15 protein-coding genes are annotated in these 18,182 nt (G+C 61.6%); 6 read left to right on the top strand and 9 right to left on the bottom strand.

The genetic code is table 11. From position 1 onward, the window contains the following. The first annotated feature begins 71 nt into the window (after positions 1-71). Complete coding sequence (locus HYE77_RS25680) at positions 72-1,934, top strand: NAD(P)/FAD-dependent oxidoreductase (RefSeq protein ID WP_177069753.1); 1,863 nt, start codon at positions 72-74, stop codon at positions 1,932-1,934. Positions 1,935-2,291: 357 nt separating this feature from the next. After that, a complete protein-coding gene (locus HYE77_RS25675) occupies positions 2,292-3,917 on the top strand; it encodes a glucan biosynthesis protein D (protein WP_102368202.1) in 1,626 nt (541 codons plus the stop codon). A 45-nt stretch (positions 3,918-3,962) separates the two neighbouring features. Here HYE77_RS25675 and HYE77_RS25670 read toward each other — a convergent pair whose 3' ends face one another. From HYE77_RS25670 to HYE77_RS25645, 6 genes are all read right to left on the bottom strand, one after another. After that, complete coding sequence (locus tag HYE77_RS25670) at positions 3,963-4,148, bottom strand: hypothetical protein (protein ID WP_003209560.1); 186 nt, start codon at positions 4,146-4,148, stop codon at positions 3,963-3,965. 197 nt (positions 4,149-4,345) lie between these two features. Beyond that, positions 4,346-4,882, bottom strand: coding sequence for a GNAT family N-acetyltransferase (locus HYE77_RS25665; RefSeq protein WP_177020423.1), 537 nt, complete (start codon positions 4,880-4,882; stop codon positions 4,346-4,348). Continuing rightward, on the bottom strand, positions 4,866-5,366 hold the full coding sequence (locus HYE77_RS25660; RefSeq protein ID WP_177051551.1) for an ATP-binding protein: 501 nt from the start codon (positions 5,364-5,366) through the stop codon (positions 4,866-4,868). The genes HYE77_RS25665 and HYE77_RS25660 overlap by 17 nt, the downstream gene beginning before the upstream one ends. 192 nt (positions 5,367-5,558) lie before the next feature. Then, a complete protein-coding gene (locus tag HYE77_RS25655) occupies positions 5,559-6,665 on the bottom strand; it encodes an NADH:flavin oxidoreductase/NADH oxidase (RefSeq protein WP_003209564.1) in 1,107 nt (368 codons plus the stop codon). A 151-nt stretch (positions 6,666-6,816) separates the two neighbouring features. After that, a complete protein-coding gene (gene recJ, locus HYE77_RS25650) occupies positions 6,817-8,526 on the bottom strand; it encodes a single-stranded-DNA-specific exonuclease RecJ (protein ID WP_177069752.1) in 1,710 nt (569 codons plus the stop codon). A gap of 186 nt (positions 8,527-8,712) precedes the next feature. Next, entirely contained in the window at positions 8,713-9,255 is a 543-nt protein-coding gene (locus HYE77_RS25645) for a YaeQ family protein (RefSeq protein WP_003209567.1), read from the bottom strand. A 145-nt stretch (positions 9,256-9,400) separates the two neighbouring features. On the opposite strand from HYE77_RS25645, the gene HYE77_RS25640 reads away from it, so the two are divergent. Together HYE77_RS25640 and HYE77_RS25635 are read left to right on the top strand one after the other, a co-directional pair. Continuing rightward, complete coding sequence (locus HYE77_RS25640; RefSeq protein WP_003209568.1) at positions 9,401-10,600, top strand: CaiB/BaiF CoA-transferase family protein; 1,200 nt, start codon at positions 9,401-9,403, stop codon at positions 10,598-10,600. Continuing rightward, positions 10,600-11,478 carry a TIGR02285 family protein gene (locus HYE77_RS25635; protein WP_177069750.1) on the top strand — a complete coding sequence of 293 codons (879 nt, stop codon included), beginning with the start codon at positions 10,600-10,602 and terminating at the stop codon, positions 11,476-11,478. Before HYE77_RS25640 ends, HYE77_RS25635 begins: the two co-directional genes overlap by 1 nt. A 171-nt stretch (positions 11,479-11,649) precedes the next feature. Here the strand turns inward: HYE77_RS25635 and HYE77_RS25630 are convergent, their stop codons facing one another. Next, complete coding sequence (locus HYE77_RS25630; protein ID WP_003209570.1) at positions 11,650-11,934, bottom strand: DUF3509 domain-containing protein; 285 nt, start codon at positions 11,932-11,934, stop codon at positions 11,650-11,652. 302 nt (positions 11,935-12,236) lie between these two features. On the opposite strand from HYE77_RS25630, the gene HYE77_RS25625 reads away from it, so the two are divergent. Together HYE77_RS25625 and HYE77_RS25620 are read left to right on the top strand one after the other, a co-directional pair. After that, on the top strand, positions 12,237-12,437 hold the full coding sequence (locus HYE77_RS25625) for a hypothetical protein (RefSeq protein ID WP_003209572.1): 201 nt from the start codon (positions 12,237-12,239) through the stop codon (positions 12,435-12,437). Positions 12,438-12,587: 150 nt separating this feature from the next. After that, complete coding sequence (locus HYE77_RS25620) at positions 12,588-13,241, top strand: response regulator transcription factor (RefSeq protein ID WP_003209573.1); 654 nt, start codon at positions 12,588-12,590, stop codon at positions 13,239-13,241. On the opposite strand, the gene HYE77_RS25615 is transcribed toward HYE77_RS25620, so the two are convergent. Together HYE77_RS25615 and HYE77_RS25610 are read right to left on the bottom strand one after the other, a co-directional pair. Then, entirely contained in the window at positions 13,210-14,454 is a 1,245-nt protein-coding gene (locus HYE77_RS25615; protein ID WP_177069748.1) for an EAL domain-containing protein, read from the bottom strand. The two genes, HYE77_RS25620 and HYE77_RS25615, sit on opposite strands and share 32 nt — an antisense overlap. A 73-nt stretch (positions 14,455-14,527) precedes the next feature. After that, entirely contained in the window at positions 14,528-18,109 is a 3,582-nt protein-coding gene (locus HYE77_RS25610) for a transporter substrate-binding domain-containing protein (RefSeq protein WP_177069746.1), read from the bottom strand. Positions 18,110-18,182: the final 73 nt, after the last annotated feature.

Below are 18,182 nucleotides of genomic sequence, written 5' to 3'. Positions count from 1 at the left end.
AAGCTCCCTCGCCACAACGGCCCGCTCCCACAGGGGCTCTCCTAATAACAATAAATAATTCGCAGGTTCCCATGGACATCACCCGCCGCGACTTCCTCAACGGCGTCGCTATCACGATTGCCGCCGGTATGACCCCGCTGCAAATCCTCCAGGCCGCTCCCGATGGCCGCTACTACCCGCCCGCCCTCACCGGCTTGCGCGGCAGCCATGTCGGCTCATTCGAAGTTGCCCACCAGATGGGCTGGGAAAAGAAGGCCTTCGACACCGATAAACTGCCGATCACCGAAGACTACGACCTGGTGGTGGTCGGCGGTGGCTTGAGCGGTTTGTCGGCGGCGTGGTTCTACCGTGAGAAGCACCCGAAGACGAAGATCCTGATCCTGGAGAACCACGACGACTTCGGCGGCCATGCCAAGCGCAATGAGTTCCAGGCCGGTGGCCGGCTGATCATCGGCTACGGCGGCAGCGAAGCGTTCCAGTCACCGAATCATCTTTACAGCAAGGAAGTAAACGGGCTGTTGAAAAAACTCGGGGTGAACATCAAGCGCTTCGAGACCGCCTTCGACCGCCAGTTCTACCCGGGCATGGGTTTGTCCCGCGGGGTGTTCTTCGACAAGGAAAACTTTGGCGAAGACAAACTGGTGACCGGCGACCCGACGCCGATGGTCGCCGACGACATCGCCCCGGACCAGTTGCATGCGCGCTCCATCAGCGACTTCATCAATGATTTCCCGCTGCCGGAAACCGACCGTCAGGCGCTGATTGCCTTGCACGTCGCGCCCAAGGATTACCTGCCGGGCAAGACTGCCGAGGAAAAGGCCGAGTACCTCGCGGCCACCAGCTACCGCGATTTCCTGCTCAAGAACGTAGGACTCTCGGAAGGCGCGGTGAAGTACTTCCAAAGCCGCACCAACGACTTCATGGCCTTGAGTATCGACGCGGTGGCGTCGGCTGATGCCTACAGTGTGGGTTTCCCTGGCTTCGGCGGAATGAACCTGGCACCGATCAGCGAAGAAGCCGCCGCAGAAATGGAAGAACCCTACATCTACCACTTCCCCGACGGCAACGCCTCGCTGGCACGCTTGCTGGTGCGCAGCCTGATTCCGGCAGTGGCACCGGGGCACACCATGGATGACATCGTGCTGGCGCCGTTTGACTACGCCAGGCTTGATCAGCCCAGGACGCCGGTGCGGGTGCGTTTGAACAGCACTGCGGTCAGTGTGCGTAACGTCGGTGACGGTGTGCACATCGGCTACAGCCGTGGCGGCCAACTCGCACAGGTACGCGGCAAACGCTGCATCCTGGCCTGCTACAACATGATGATCCCGTACCTGCTGCGCGATCTGCCGGCAGAACAAGCCCAGGCCCTGAGCCAGAACGTGAAGTACCCGCTGGTCTACACCAAAGTGGTGGTGCGCAACTGGACCTCGTTCCAGAAGCTGGGGGTGCACGAGATTTATGCAGCGACCCAGCCTTACAGCCGGATCAAGCTGGATTACCCGGTGAGCATGGGCGGCTACGAGCACCCGCGCGACCCGACGCAGCCGATTGGTTTGCACATGGTGTACGTGCCCACCAGCCCCAACAGCGGCATGAACGGCCGCGACCAGGCCCGCGCCGGGCGGGGCAAGTTGTACGGGCAGACGTTTGAACAACTGGAAGCGCAACTACGCGACCAACTGCAGCGCATGCTCGGTCCGGGTGGCTTCAACCACCAGACCGACATTCTGGCGATCACTGTCAACCGTTGGTCACACGGCTATGCGACCTTCTCCAACAGCTTGTTTGACGATGCCGATGAAAGCGAAAAACTGAAGGACCTGGCGCGCCAGCCGGTGGGGCATGTGAGCATCGCCAACTCGGATGCCGCGTGGAGCGCGTATGCCCATGCGGCGATTGATGAGGCATATCGAGCGGTAGGCGAAGTGGGCTGATCCCGGCGTTCCTGAAGAGGTTGTTGTGGCGAGGGAGCTTGCTCCCGCTGGGCTGCGCAGCAGCCCCAAACCAGGCGCTCGAGATATCCCTGAAGGATCTCGATCGCCTGACCTGGGGTCGCTTCGCGCGCCAACGGGAACAAGCTCCCTCACCACACGGTTTCCACAGAAACGTCTTGTTTCATATGCAGCGCCATCAACCCGCCATCAATCATTTTTCCTTGCGCACCGAACCGCTTAAGCTATTTGGTATCTGTTTAATGTCCGTTGCGTTTGGCCGAAGGCATGTCCGAACCGTTTTCCTTGATCCAGCACGTGCCAGGAACGGCGCGGGATTGTTCACGACAGGTTGTATTTATGCACCGCAGGAATTTGCTCAAAGCGTCCATGGCCATCGCGGCTTACACCGGTCTGTCGGCCAGTGGCCTGCTGGCCGCCCAGGCCTGGGCGGGCAACCGCGCCGCTGATGGCGAGGCCCAGGCCTTCGATTTCGAGGCCCTGAAGATCCAGGCCAAGCAGTTGGCAAGCAATCGCTACCAGGACACCAAGCAGGTATTGCCGCCGACCCTGGCGACCATGACCCCGCAGAATTTCAACGCCATCGGCTACGACGGCAAGCATTCGCTGTGGAAAGAATTGAACGGCCAGCTGGACGTGCAGTTCTTCCACGTCGGCATGGGCTTCAAGACGCCGGTGCGCATGTACAGCGTCGACCCGAAAACCCGCCAGGCCCGCGAGGTGCACTTCCGCCCTTCGCTGTTCAACTATGAAAAAACCACGGTAGACACCAAGCAGTTGACCGGCGACCTGGGTTTCTCCGGCTTCAAGCTGTTCAAGGCCCCGGAACTGGACCGCCACGACGTGCTGTCCTTCCTCGGCGCCAGCTACTTCCGTGCGGTGGATTCCACCGGCCAGTACGGCCTTTCCGCACGCGGCCTGGCCATCGACACCTACGCGAAAAAGCGCGAGGAATTCCCGGACTTCACCAAGTTCTGGTTCGAAACCCCGGACAAGGACAGCACCCGCTTCGTGGTCTACGCCCTGCTGGATTCGCCGAGCGCCACTGGTGCCTATCGCTTCGATATCGACTGCCAGGCCAACCAGGTGGTAATGGCCATCGACGCCCATATCAATGCGCGTACCGCCATCGAGCAACTGGGCATCGCACCGATGACCAGCATGTTCAGTTGCGGCACCGTTGAGCGGCGGATGTGCGACACCATTCACCCGCAAATCCACGACTCGGATCGCCTGGCCATGTGGCGCGGCAATGGCGAGTGGATCTGCCGCCCGCTGAACAACCCGGCTACCCTGCAATTCAACGCGTTTGCCGACACCGACCCGAAAGGCTTCGGCCTGGTGCAGACCGATCATGAGTTCGCCAGCTATCAGGACACGGTGGACTGGTACAGCAAACGCCCAAGCCTGTGGGTAGAACCTACTACTGCGTGGGGTGAAGGCTCTATCGATCTGCTGGAAATTCCTACAACCGGCGAGACCCTGGACAACATCGTGGCCTTCTGGACCCCGAAGAAGCCCGTCGCTGCCGGCGAATCCCTGAACTACGGCTACAAGCTCTACTGGAGCGCCCTGCCGCCGGTCAGCACGCCACTGGCGCAGGTCAATGCCACCCGTTCGGGCATGGGCGGTTTCACCGAAGGTTGGGCGCCGGGCGAGCACTACCCCGAAGTCTGGGCGCGGCGCTTTGCCGTGGACTTCAACGGCGGCGGGCTGGATCGTTTGCCTGAAGGCACCGGGATCGAGCCGGTGGTGACCTGCTCCCATGGTGAGGTCAAAGACTTCAGCGTGTTGGTACTGGATGCCATCAAGGGCTATCGAATTCTGTTTGACTGGTACCCGACCAGCGACAGCGTCGAGCCGGTTGAACTGCGGCTGTTCATCCGCACCCAGGACCGCACTTTGAGCGAAACCTGGCTGTACCAATACTTCCCACCTGCACCAGACAAGCGCAAGTACACCTGATACCGAACGTTCCCACGCTCGCGTGGGAACGCCCCTTCGGGATCTTCAGAACCGCGAAATACTCTTCATCGCCCCAATCAAGTACCGCATCGCCACCTGATCACTCTCGGTCAGGGCGCGGTACTGTTCCAGCAATTGCTCTTCGTCCGAACTCAGGCGCCGGCTGCGCAGCGACATCCTGCGGGCCAGAAAAGACGACAACACCCCCGCTACACCATAAGACTTGGCCATGGACTGTCTCCTCGTATCAATCAACTGCTCCTGGTTGCCCATAACCCCATCCCGCGATGCGACCTGCGAGGATCAACAAGCTGATTTCCTGGGCCAGAAATCATGCTTACCTTAAGCGTAGAAACTATCTTGCAGGGCGTGGGACTTTTTTAGAGTAATCACTTAAAAAAACGCTTGCAGGGCAATGACCTACAGCGTTATCCCACAAGCGGCCGGTACAGGTGGATGTCGTGCGGCTCCTGTTGAAACAGCTCGGGATCCGGCTGCTTGAGCAACCGGCAGCCGAGCCGCAGATAGAACTCCACCGTATTGCGCGATTCCGTGGCCGATACGTACAACGCCTCGGCCCCGGCTGCGCGGGCGTGTTCACAGGCCAGGGCAAACAGCTGGCCACCCAGGCCCAGGCCACGGGCCCCATGGCTCACATGCAGGAATTTGAGCTGGCGCATACGCAGGCCCTGGTTGAGGATAACCCGGTTGTCCACTACCACGGCCGCCAGCAGCTTTGCATCGTCAAACACACCGTGCAGCCACCCGCCGCGCTTCAGGCACGCCTGCAAGGCCACGGCATCCTGCTCGGCTTCGCCTTCGGGCCAGCCGCGCATGTCGTGGTGCTCGGGGTACAGCAGCAACTCCCCGTGCTCCACGCGATAGCACGCCTCGATCCGTTCGGTACGGTCAATCAGCGCCAGCAACGGCAGGTCCTGTTCGGTCAGGTCACGCTTGATCAACATGCTGTGCTTCCAAGGGTTGATGGTGAACAAGGTTGAAGCCTTCCGCAGGTGTCGGTGCTTCGAAATAGCCGGTGATCAAGTCGAACTGGGCGTCACTGGTTTCGAACGCGTGGGTACCCGCCGCGTTGCGCGCACGCAGGCGTGCCTTGCAGACCTCGTCCGGTACGTCCAGGTAATGCAATTGGTGGTCAGCGCCTGCGCCTTCGAACAATGAGCGCATCCAGCGGCGGCTGGCCAGGGTGTTGGCGGGAAAATCCAGCACCACCGAGACGCCGGCCTTGAGCAACGAGATGATATGGGCCGTCAACGCATCGCGCAGGTGGCCGGTGCAGCGCACGTAGTCGCCCAGAGCCTGGATCTGTCCGGGATAAAGGCGTGACAGCCACTCATCCTCGCTGATCAATACCGTCTGTGGGGCTTGCGACAACTGCTGGGTCAGGGTCGATTTACCGGATGCGATTTTGCCGCAGATCAGGTGCAACATGAGCTTCTCCTTGTGTCGCAGGGCTTGGCCGGTGATCGGCGGGCAATAAAAAACCCGCCGGATCAAGGGCGGGTTTTTCATGCTTTTCCAGCACGCGTCAGCCCACCCTCTCCTGGAGGGTGGGAATAATCGAGGCGTTCAGTAATAGAGTCATAGTTTCGACATTAGCTTCAGGCGTTTTCCTACGCAAGGTTAATCCCGCAAGTCCGACTCATGAATCGGCTGGTCGCGATGCGTAGCCCGCTGATACTGCGCCGGCCAGGTCGCTTTGCGCCCGCCCAGGTCATCGTCGGCATGCAGTGGCCAGTACGGGTCACGCAACAGTTCACGGGCGAGGAAAATGATATCGGCCTGACAGGTACGCAAGATGTGCTCGGCCTGGGCGGGCTCGGTAATCATGCCCACGGTGCCGGTGGCGATTCCCGACTCTTTGCGCACACGCTCGGCAAAGCGGGTCTGGTAGCCGGGCCCGGTAGGAATTTCCGCATTGGCCGCGGTGCCACCCGAGGAGACGTCGATCAGGTCGACGCCCAGGTCTTTCAGGCGGCGCGCCAGTTCGACGGTTTCATCCGGGTTCCAGCCGTCCTCGACCCAATCGGTGGCCGAGACCCGTACAAACAGCGGCAGCTCTTGCGGCCAGGCCTCACGCACCGCCGTGGTCACTTGCAGCACCAGGCGGATGCGGTTTTCGAACGAGCCGCCGTACTGGTCCTGGCGCTGGTTGCTCAGGGGCGAAAGAAATTGATGCAACAGGTAGCCATGGGCGGCATGGATTTCCGCCACTTTGAAACCGGCAGTCAACGCGCGCTTGGCGGCAGCGACGAAGTCAGCGATCACTTGCTGGATCTGCCCTTCATCGAGTTGCTTGGGTGAAGTGTGCTGCGGATCGAAGGCAATCGGCGAAGGGCCCACCGGCACCCAGCCGCCATCTTCCGGCTTGACGCTGCCGTGCTTGCCGATCCATGGCCGGTGCGTGCTGGCTTTGCGCCCGGCGTGGGCCAGTTGAATGCCCGCCACCGCGCCCTGGGCATTGATAAAGCGCGTGATGCGTTGCAGCGGTTCGATCTGTTCGTCGTTCCACAGGCCCAGGTCCTGGGCGGTGATGCGGCCATCGGCAGTCACGGCGGTGGCTTCGGTAAAGATCAGCCCGGCGCCACCGACGGCACGGCTGCCGAGGTGCACCAGGTGCCAGTCATTGGCCAGACCATCGACGCTGGAATACTGGCACATCGGCGAAACGGCGATGCGGTTGAGCAGGGTCAGTTGGCGCAGGGTATAGGGTTCAAGCAGCAGACTCATGGGGCACCTCTTTTATGCAGTGGGCAGGCTCCAGGGTTCTGTTTGAAAGGTCGACGAAAAACCCGTCCCCGGCGGGCTGAAATAAGACAAGGTCACAAGACCGATCACACAGTGCTTAGAGACTAGTCGACAACAGAGGATTGCACAGGGTTCAGCGCGGCTCGATATGCGCGATCATCAGTTGCACGGTTTCCTGACCACGGAACTCGTTCACGTCGAGCTTGTAGGCCAGTTCCACCCAGCGAATGGTGGGGTTGGGCCAGATCTCGCGGTCGATGCCGAAAGCAATGCCATCGAGCTTCACCGATCCACACTCGCTCTTGAGCACCACCTTCAGATGGCGCTCGCCGACGACGCGCTGCTCCACCAGTTGGAACACCCCGTGAAACAACGGCTCTGGGAAATGCTGGCCCCACGGCCCGGCGTTGCGCAGGGCGCGGGCCAGTTCCAGGTGAAACTCTTCAACCGCGAGGGTGCCGTCGGACAGCAGCCGGCCCGTCAGGTCTTCTTCGCGCAGTTGCCGACGCACTTCGGCGTCAAAGGCCTCGGCGAACAGTGGGAAGTTGGCCTCGGGCAAGGTAAGACCTGCCGCCATGGCGTGGCCGCCGTACTTGGCGATCAGCGTTGGGTGCTGGCTGGCCACCACGGCCAGCGCGTCACGGATATGAAAACCCGGCACGGAGCGTCCGGAGCCCTTGAGCAGGCCGTCACCGGCGTCGGCAAAGGCGATGGTCGGGCGGAAGTAACGCTCTTTCATGCGCGAGGCAAGGATGCCGATCACGCCCTGGTGCCATTCCGGGTCGAACAGGCACAAGCCATACGGCATCGACTCCACCGGCAAGTCCTTGAGCTGGGCCAGGGCCTCGCGCTGCATGCCTTGTTCGATGGACTTGCGGTCCTGGTTCATGCCGTCCAGTTGCGCGGCCATTTCCCGGGCGGCGGCGAAATCCGAGGTGAGCAGGCACTCGATACCCAGGCTCATGTCATCCAGGCGCCCGGCGGCGTTCAGGCGCGGGCCCAGGATAAAACCAAGGTCGGTGGAGGTGATGCGGGCGTGATCGCGCTTGGCCACTTCGAGGATCGCCTTGATCCCCGGCCGGGCACGACCGGCGCGAATGCGTTCCAGGCCCTGGTAGACCAGGATGCGATTGTTGGCGTCCAGCGGGACCACGTCGGCCACGCTGCCCAAGGCCACCAGGTCCAGCAGTTCGCCGATATTCGGCTGCGGCTTGTTCTCGTACCAACCCAAACTGCGCAAGCGCGCACGCAGGGCCATCAGCACGTAGAAGATCACGCCCACACCGGCCAGGGCCTTGCTGGGGAATTCACAGCCCGGCTGGTTCGGGTTGACGATGGCGTCGGCTGCGGGCAGTTCGTCGCCCGGCAAGTGGTGGTCGGTAACCAGCACCTTGAGCCCCGCCGCTTTCGCGGCCGCCACGCCTTCGACGCTGGAGATACCGTTGTCCACGGTGATCAGCAGCTGTGGCTGGTGCTGCAGGGCCACGGCGACGATTTCCGGGGTCAGGCCGTAGCCGTATTCGAAACGGTTGGGCACCAGGTAGTCGACATGGGCGGCGCCCAACAAGCGCAGGCCCAGGGTGCCCACGGTGCTGGCGGTGGCGCCGTCGGCGTCGAAGTCACCCACGATCAGGATCCGCTGGCGCTGCTCCAGGGCCGTCACCAGCAAGTCCACCGCAGCATCGATGCCCTTGAGCTGCTGATACGGGATCAGCCGCGCCAGGCTTTTATCCAGCTCGGCTTCCGATTGCACCCCGCGTGCGGCGTAGAGACGGGTCAACAACGGTGGCAATTCACCGAGGAATGGCAGGACGGCGGGCAACGGGCGAGGATCGATACGCATGGGGTGACGGAAGCTTCTCTTTAATGTTGAAAATTAGCAGTGATCCCTTGTAGGAGCTGTCGAGCCCCAGCGAGGCTGCGATGGGATCACCTCGGTGTACCTGTCAGACCGCAGCGCCTGCATCGCAGCCTCGCTGAAGCTCGACAGCTCCCACACTCGACCAGCGTCCAATCAGTTATCGACGTTTCAGCCGCGCTCGCCAGCCAGCCATTCCAGCTGGACTTCGTGCTGCCCACGGTCATCGGTCACGAAGATCGTGCCTTCGCTGATCATCACGTCCCACTTGATCACCCGGGGCATGTCCTTGGCCAGCACTTCCAGGATTTCCTGGGGTACGGCGGCGATGCTCACGTTTTTCAGGTTCTTCGCCACCGGCACCACTTTGCCTTCCCAGACGCGCAAGCTGCCGTAGGCCAGCAAGGTCGTGCGTTCGGTACGGCGGGAACACCAGGTCAGGCGGTCCGCGTCCGGCTGGCCGACTTCGATCCAGTGCAGGACGCGATCATCCAGGCTTTTTTCCCACAGCGCCGGCTCGTCTACATCTGACAGGCCACGACCGAAAGACAGCTGCTCGTTGTAGAAAAGCGCGTAGGCCAGCAAACGCACGGTCATGCGCTCTTCGGTTTCCGAAGGGTGGCGGGCGATGGTCTGCTTGACGCTCTCGTACACCGAACGGTCAAGGTCGGTGAGGTTGAGTTCAAACTTGTAGGTCGTGGACGGCTGGGCCATGAACGGACTTCTAGAGACAGGGAAAGGCGGCAAGTCTAACCGATGGCGAGGTGATTCAACGAATACTGCGCTGCATCATCCTTATCACTGCGCCACTCGCCTATGTTAAAAGGCTCACATCCCTGCCCTGCCCGAAAGGTTCCTCATGTCGTTTACCGCCAAACCACTTGCCGGCCTGAAAGTCATCGAACTCGGCACCTTGATCGCCGGCCCGTTTGCGTCGCGCATCTGCGCCGAGTTCGGCGCCGAGGTGATCAAGGTCGAATCCCCGGATGGCGGCGACCCGCTGCGCAAGTGGCGCAAGCTGTATGAAGGCACCTCGCTGTGGTGGTTTGTGCAGGCGCGCAACAAGAAATCCCTGACCCTGAACCTGAAACACCCGGACGGCCTGGCGATCCTCAAGCAACTGTTGGCGGATGCCGACATTTTGATCGAGAACTTTCGCCCTGGCGTGCTGGAAAAGCTCGGCCTGAGCTGGGAAACCTTGCACGCCCTGAACCCGAAACTGGTGATGGTGCGCCTCTCGGGCTTTGGCCAGACCGGGCCGATGAAGGACCAGCCTGGGTTTGGCGCGGTGGGCGAATCCATGGGGGGCCTGCGTTACATCACCGGTTTCGAGGACCGCCCGCCGGTGCGCACCGGGATTTCCATCGGGGACTCGATCGCGGCGTTGTGGGCCGTGATCGGGGCGCTGATGGCCCTGCGTCATCGTGAAGTGAATGGCGGGCTCGGCCAGGTGGTGGATGTGGCGCTGTATGAGGCGATCTTCGCGATGATGGAGAGCATGATCCCGGAGTTCGACGTGTTCGGCTTTATCCGCGAGCGCACCGGCAACATCATGCCCGGCATCACGCCCTCCTCGATCCACACCAGCAAAGATGGCAAGCATGTGCAGATCGGCGCCAATGGCGACGCGATCTTCAAGCGCTTCATGTCGGCCATTGGTCGCGACGACCTGGCCAACGACCCGGCACTGGCCAGCAACGATGGCCGCGACAGCCGGCGCGATGAGTTGTACGGGGTGATTGATCGCTGGGTCAACTCGCTGCCGCTTGAGCAAGTGGTGGAACAGTTGAACAAGGCCGAAGTGCCCGCCAGCCGTATCTACAGCGCGCAAGACATGCTGGGAGACCCGCAATTTCTCGCCCGCGAGATGTTCCTCAAGGCGCAGCTCCCCGGCGGCAAGGACTTCAAGATGCCCGGCATCGTGCCCAAACTGTCGGACACACCGGGCAGCTGTGAGTGGGTCGGACCGCAGCTGGGCGAGCACAACAGCGTGGTGCTCGCTGAATTGGGCTACGACGCGGCCGCCGTTGCCCGCCTGCGTGAGAACGGCGCGATCTGATGGGCCGGCGCTTCATCATTCGACTCTGCCTCCTGGGTTCACTGCTCGGGACTTGGCCACTGTCGAGCCAGGCCCAGGAAACCTTGATCTGGCTGTTGCGTGACCTGCCGCCAGTGACGATTTTCGAAGGCCCGCAAAAAGGCCAGGGCGCCCTCGACCAACTGCTGCCGATACTCGCCGAACACATGCCGGAGTATCGACATCAGATCCTCCACGTGAACCGCGCGCGCGGCATGCAGATGCTCCGCGACCCCGGCACGCTTACCTGCGACCCGTCCCTGCTGTGGACGGCGGAGCGCGCTAAAACCATCGTGTTTTCCGCCCAGGCCTTCGCGGCCGCGAGCAACGGGGTGACGATCCGCCAGGGTCAGCGGGCGCTGCTGGCGCCGTTTGTGGTGGATGGACTGTTCGACCTGGAGGCATTTTTGAATGCACGGGATGCGCGCCTTGGCATCATCGCCGAACGCAGCTACGGCGCCATCATCGATGAAGCGCTGAAGCACACCAGTGCTCACAAACTGGCGCCACATTACGGCAATGACGCCCTCGGCAGCCTGCTGCAGATGCAACGAAAGGGGCGGCTGGAAGCGGTGCTGGGTTACTGGACAGAAGTGCGCTACCAGGCGCTGCAACAAGGCATTGATCCACAAGAGCTGATCTTCTACCCCATCAAAGGCACCCCGCCCTATCAACTGACCCGGATTGCCTGCACGGATAACGCCTCAGGCCGCACGGCTATCGAGCGGATCAATCAGGTGCTGCGCGAGATCCCGCAGGAGCAACTGCGACAGTCCTACGCCTCATGGCTCGACCCGGTCATGCGTGAGCAATACCTGCAAGACCACCCGACGTTTTTCCAGGATGCCCCGAGCCCATGACAAATCGCAGGCAAAAAGAAACCCCGAGCAGTGGGGAGACAACTCGGGGTTAATAAGGGCCTAAAAAGACCAGTAACAACGAGCCACAAGCACCGGAGCACAATGCTTGATCTCGCTGTTACAAAATCTGACTCACCTTGCCGTAGGAAGGTTCCCAACAAAAATAAATCTTCATGCGCAGGCGATCGGCCGAGTCAGGGCCGCATTGCGCAGGGCCGCCATGACCGAGGGTTCCAGGCGTCCTTCGGCAATCATCAAGTCGCGGTGCAAACAGTCCACCACATCCACCAATGCACGCTTGTCGGTCAATTGTGCCTGGTCGACTTCTCGTTCGACCACGATGGCACCGGCCGGATTCTTTACGGTCACCAGGCATTCGCCCTGCACACCCGAGGTGGTCAGCGTGACCTGATAAGGGCTCAGTGCTTCACCGAGCAATAGGCTGATACTTTCCATCTCGATCACCACTCAATAGTTCGGAAACAATCGTGTAAACGGGAGCTGCATCTATCCTAAGTGACTATTTGCGTCGTAGGAAAGTTCGCTTTTTCGTCTTTCAAGGGTTGCCGGGGGATGACGTGTCCAGCATGCGCTTGCAACATGACAAGCAAAAAACGGCAGCACATAACTGCTTACTCAATGAGTTGCCGTTTTGGCGCTGATGCCGAGGGTGAATCCTATACTCGGTGAGTGCTGATCATGCCGGCACATCGATAAACAGCGCATACCAAAAGGCCCCGTTGCGAAGGACGAAGACCATGCTGGAACACGAAAAAGAGCAGGCAATACTAGAGAAGATTCACGCCGACATATCCAGAATTTATGCCGAGCAACGCAAGCTAAACGCAGAGTCCCACAAGATAACCCGAGAGAATTTCTGGTATCCCGTTGGTATCGCCATCGGCTTCTTCACGGCTGTCGGAACCGTAATGGCAGTGGCGCAAAAACTACTCGCCTAAACGATCGCTCCGGCCGGGCCTGCCAGAAACGAAAAACGCCGCTGCCCCACGGACGGGGACGCGGCGTTTTTCACACCTTTGTAAACCGCACCTTCAGACTCTCTCCTGCGTTAACAGGCTAGAATCCCCGAATTACCCCGGGAGCCTGTATTGAACGAAACGTCTGACAAGCCATTGCGCATCGTCCTCGCCGACGACCACCCGATTTTCCTCATCGGTCTGCGGGCAGTCCTGGAACGTGACGAGAGGCTAACCATCGTCGGTGAAGCCAACTCACCCCAGGCCCTTGGCGAACTGCTGCAACGTTGTGCCTGCGACATTCTGGTGACCGACTTCATGATGCCCGCCGAGCCCCAGGCCGACGGCTTGCGCCTGATCGAACAACTGCGCCGGCATCACCCGGGCCTGCCCATCGTGGTGGTGACCATGCTGAACAACGCCGGCCTGTTCCACGCCATCCTGGAGCTGGGTGTCATGGGCCTGCTGAGCAAGGCCAGTCTCGCAGACGAATTGCCTGAAGCAATCCGTCAGGTGCGCCAGCAGCGACGTTATGTGGCCCAGACCATCAGTCAGTCACTGAACCTGGCAGGCGTCGAGCGTGTGCACTCCCAGGATCAACTATCACCCCGTGAACTGGAAGTCATCCGCCTGCTGGCCGGCGGCCTGACGGTAGGCGAGATCGCCGCAAATCTTCATCGCAGCAAGCAAACCGTCAGTGCACAAAAGGTCAGCGCCATGCGCAAGCTGGGCCTGAGCAACGACGCCGCGCTGTTTATCTATGTGCAGGAACACGGGCTGGCCTAGCCTGAAACGCGATCCACTGCTTGAGCGCCTCGGCGTCCATGGGGCCGGCGATAAAGCAGCCTTGCAACCACGCAGCCCCCAGTTCACTCACCGCGTGATAGTCGGCGGCGCTTTCAACCCCGGTCACCACCACACCCACACCCAGTCGCCTCGCCATGCTCATGGCGCCGGCAACCACTGCCGCCTTGCGATCGTCCCTGGCCATGCCGCTGGCAAACGCCGGCGGGATCTTCAATTCGCTGAAGGGCAATTCCAGCAAGCGTTGCAGGCTGGTGCCGCCCACGCCGAAATCACCGATGGACAGTTTGCACCCCATCATCCGCAAACGCAGCAAGCCGGTGACGTGGGCGCTGTCGGTGTTCAGGCGCGAGGTTTCCACCAGTTCCAGGGTCAGGCCACGGGCGGGCACGCCGTGAAGTTGCAGCAAGCCTTGCAGCACTTGGGGAAAGTGCGGACGCTCCAGCATCCGCCCCGGGATATTCACCGCCACCGGCAGCACCTGCCCGGTTTCGCGCATGACGTGTGCCGCCTGGCCCAGCGCTTGTTCCAGCACGTGCCAGGTAAACGCCTCTTCCATTCCGGCAAACTCCAGCACCGGCAGAAACGCGTCAGGCAACAGCAACTCGCCGTCAGGAAGCTGCCAGCGGGCCAGCGCTTCGACACCTTGCAACACGCCCGCCTGGCTGACAATGGGCTGATACCAGACCGTGCCGCAGCGGGCGATAGCGGCCTGGCTCAGATCCGCCGAAGGCGGCAACTGCTCGGATTCGCTCAAGTCCAGCAACTGGCGCACCCGCTCCCAGGACACCACCGGCGGCCCGGGCCGCAAGCGCTCCCGGCACGCCTCGAGGACTTTCCCGATCAGCGTTGCCGACGCCGGCTTGGGCAGGCAGCCGAGCACGTTGAGCCCCAACTGTCGGGCCATGTGCGCCACGCCTTCCAGCACATCCGGCTCGGCGTTGCTCAGCAGGATCAACACCTGAGCCTGGCGGCGCTCGGCCATTTCCCGAATCAGCTCAAGGCCATCACCCTGCTCCAGGTACAGATCGCAAATCGCGATGTCCACCGCGCCCTTGCTCTCCAGTGACTGGCGAGCGGCGTCGACCGTTTCGGCCGTGCGTACATTGAATACGCCGTTGGCGTTGAGCATCTGATGCAGGGCCATCAGTTGGAACGGGTTATCTTCGAGGATCAGGACGTTGAGGGAGCGCATGAAAAACGTTACCGGGGAGAAGCGAGGGTGCACAGACTAATAAAAACCCCGCGCCTTCCCCATAGGACATGTCTTATTCGGACGGGTCCAGATAAGCCTCAAGCTCGACCTGGAATTCGATCAATGCTTCGCGCAGCGCTAACCAATGCATTTCAATCTCAGCGTTGCGCTGCTCCCGAATACACCCTTCCAGCGCCACACAGGCCTTGGCCAGCGGCAACGCATCCACCAGGCAGCATATGCCCTTCAGGCGGTGCAGCGAGGCGGCCAGCCGGACCTGGTCGTGGTCCGCCATGGCGGAGGCCATCAGGTTATGCTCCTGCTCAAGGCTCCTCGCCAGCTCCTGCAGCATCCGCTGCAAAACCGGTCCGTCGGCCTGGGTCATGGTGCGCAGGGTCTGGATGCTGAAAGAGCGTGCAGGCGCGACGCGGGCGAGCACACGCGTCCAGTGCTCAAGGGTCACGGGCTTGACCAGCAGTTCATCCATTCCCGCCTCCCGGCAGCGCTGCTGTTCATCATCCAGGGCATTCGCCGTGCAACCCACCAGCGCCAGGCGTGGCCGTTGCTCCTGGGCTTCCAGCCGGCGGATGGCCTCACTCAAGGCGTAGCCGGACATGCCCGGCATATTGCAATCGGTGACCAGGACGTCAAACACCTCATGATGCCAACGCTGCAAGGCCGCTTCGGCCGAGTCGACGGCCACTACTTGATGACCCAGGAACTGCAACTGCTGAACCAGCACCAGCCGATTGGCCGGCAGGTCATCCACCACCAACACCGACAGGTTGCGGCCGGCGACCAGCAGCGGTACACCGGCAGATGCCGGCACGTCGTCACTGCTGACCCGATCAAGGTACAGGTCGATGCACACCACCGTGCCCTCTCCCACCACGCTGCTCAGGGTGATGCTGCCTCCCATCAATTCCACCAGTTGCTGGCAGATGCTCAAGCCCAGTCCCGTGCCGCCGTGCTCGGCAGCCGTCCGCGCGCTGACCTGGATAAACGGCTTGAACACTCGCGCCTGCTGCTCGACGCCAATGCCCGGCCCGCTGTCCTCCACACACAGGTGCAAATATTCGGCCCCCGCCGGGTCAAGCTTGCGCGCAACACTGACCCGAACCTCGCCGCGCGAGGTGAACTTGAGCGCGTTGCCCAACAGGTTATGGATAACCTGACGCAGGCGCAGCGGGTCGAACCAGTAATACCCTTGCGCGCTCGGGTCGAATGCCAGGGTCAGGTGAAGGCCCTTTTTCTGCGCCATGGGTTCGAACAAGCGCTGTATGCCCTCGAAGAAACCTCTCAAGTCAGTGGCCTGCGGCGCCAGTTGCAGATGACCGGCTTCAATCTTGGCCAGGTCGAGGCTGTCACCCATCAGGGCAATCAACTCCCGCGCCGAGCGATGGGCCACTCGCAGGGCTTCAGACACTGGCTTGCCTTCAGCCAGGGCACGCTCCTGCTCCAGCTCGAGCAGACCGATAATGGCGGTCATCGGCGTGCGAATCTCGTGGCTCAGGGTCGAGAGAAACGCGCTTTTTGCGTAGTTCGCTTCGTCAGCGGCCTGCCGCGCATCCATCAGCTGGAGCTCCAGGACCTTGCGCTCGTTGATATCGACCCAGCCACCGAGCAAACCCTGGAGCTGGCCCTTGGCGTCGAAGAACGGCACCGTCCACTGATACACATGAAACGCCCCGCCATTGAACTCCAGCTGCCGGTCGACGAACAGCGACTGCTGGCTCGCCAATTGCTCCATGTGGCCGGCATGCAGGCGCGCGGCCGTAGCGTCAGGCATCAGCCCGCTTTCCATCAGCGTCAGGCCCTGGATCTGCTCGCGCCGGGTGTTCAACTGTTGTTCATAGCTGGTGTTGCAGGTCACCAGGCGTCCTTCCAGATCACGCACAAATACCGGGTTGGGCATGCCGTCCAGCAGCGCGCGCTTGAACGCCAACTGGTCGTTGAGCCGCTGCTCGGCCTGGAGGCGCTGGCGAATCTGGCGCTTGAGCCGGCTGTTCCAGGCCAGTGACACCAGCACAAACAGCAGCGCCGTGGCGACCGTCCAGTAGGCCCACGGCGGCACACGCTGCCAGGCCGGCACCGGGACGGGTACGCTACCCAGCCAACGCAAACGCAGGGCGCTCAATTCCGCGACCGGCAGCGCTTCCAGCGCCTTGTTCAAAATGCTCAGCAGTTCCGGTTGATCCTTGCGCACCGACAGGCTGTTGGCCGACCACTTGCCCTCGACACTGCGGCCGATGCGCAACTCATCGGCCGGGTAACTCTGCACTTCCACTTCACTCTGGATAGTCGCCGCCGCGCGACCCTGCGTTACCAGCTCACGGGCCTGGACGTAGTTATCCACCGATTGCAGCTTGATCCCGGGGTGCTCGCGACGAATATATCCCTCCAGGACATGGCGTGCCGGCAGCGCCAGCACCTTGCCTGAAAGCTCGCTCAAACTGGCCACTGGCGGTGCGTCAGCGCGCTGGATAAACACCCAGCCTGAGCCCCCGAACCCATGGCTGAAATCGAGAAAGGCCTTGCGCTCCTGATTTTCGGCCAGGGTGGTGTTCATGTCCGCCCTGCCCGTTTCCAGCAACCCCAGGGTCTGTGCCGTGGAGGACACTTCCTCCATCACGAACTGCAGGCCGGTCATGCGTGAAATGCGGTTGAGCAAGTCCACATTCAGCCCCACCCACTGGCCGTCCTTGTCCTTGAATACATAGGGAGACAGTTGCTGGGACGCCACCACCACATGCGGATGCTGAAGTACCCAGGCCCGCTCCGGGGCCGACAAGGCGATGCGCTCGGCGGCAATGCCCACCCCCAGTCCGGTGGTCCAGCGCGCAAGGATCTCCCGCCGCACAGACTCATCAATACTCGCCAGCGCCCGTTCCATCAGCGTCCCCAACAACGGGTCGGCCTCCCGCGTGGCAAAGGCAAAGCCGATGGGCGCCAGCCGGCTTTCCACCTTGATCTGCAAGCCCAGGTAGGGCCGTAGCGATTTATAGGCGCGCACGATCACTTCGTTGCCGATAAACGCATCGGCATCACCTTGCTTCAGCGCTTCGAGGCCACTGTAGAGATTCGGTGCCAGCATGATGTGGCTGCCGGGATACGCCTGATGGACGTTCTTGACGTTGGCGTAACCGTCCAGCAACACCAGCTTCTTGTCCTTGAGGTCCTCGTTCTGGGTGCTGTCATCCCGGCGCACGACCACCACCGAGCGGTCCGGCATGTAGTCTTCGGTAAAGCGCAACCCCGACACATCACGCTCGTAACCGTTGGCACTGGTGAGAATATCGATGGCGCCGCTCCGCAGGGCCTCCACCGCCTGCGCCCGCTCGGCAAAACCCAGGACTTGCATCGGTGCATGCAGACGCGCGCCGATCAGGCTCAGGTAATCGGCGCTGATGCCCTGGTAGCGATTGCGGTCGCGGGTGATATCGATCGGCTGATAGTCATCAATCGAAATGCCCACTCTCAGTGGCCGATGGGCCGCCAGCCATTGCTGCTCGCTGACCGTCAGGGGCATGGGCTCCAGGGCAATGAACGCCGGCACCAGCTTGAACGGCAGGCTGACAGCCGCGAGGCTTGCCGAACCATGGCCAAGCAGCAGCACACATGCCAGCCACGCGTGTGCTCGGGTCGATAAATACACCGGTTGGGTTTCCTTGATTATTCTTGTTGGTCGCCGCGCAAGTATGGCTCGCCAGAATGAAAAAGCCCGTCAC

It is taken from the genome of Pseudomonas sp. IPO3774 (assembly GCF_013386835.1).
Taxonomy (GTDB): Bacteria; Pseudomonadota; Gammaproteobacteria; order Pseudomonadales; family Pseudomonadaceae; genus Aquipseudomonas.
The sequence above is the reverse complement of the archived record's forward strand: the minus strand, read 5'-3'. Positions and strand labels throughout refer to the sequence as shown.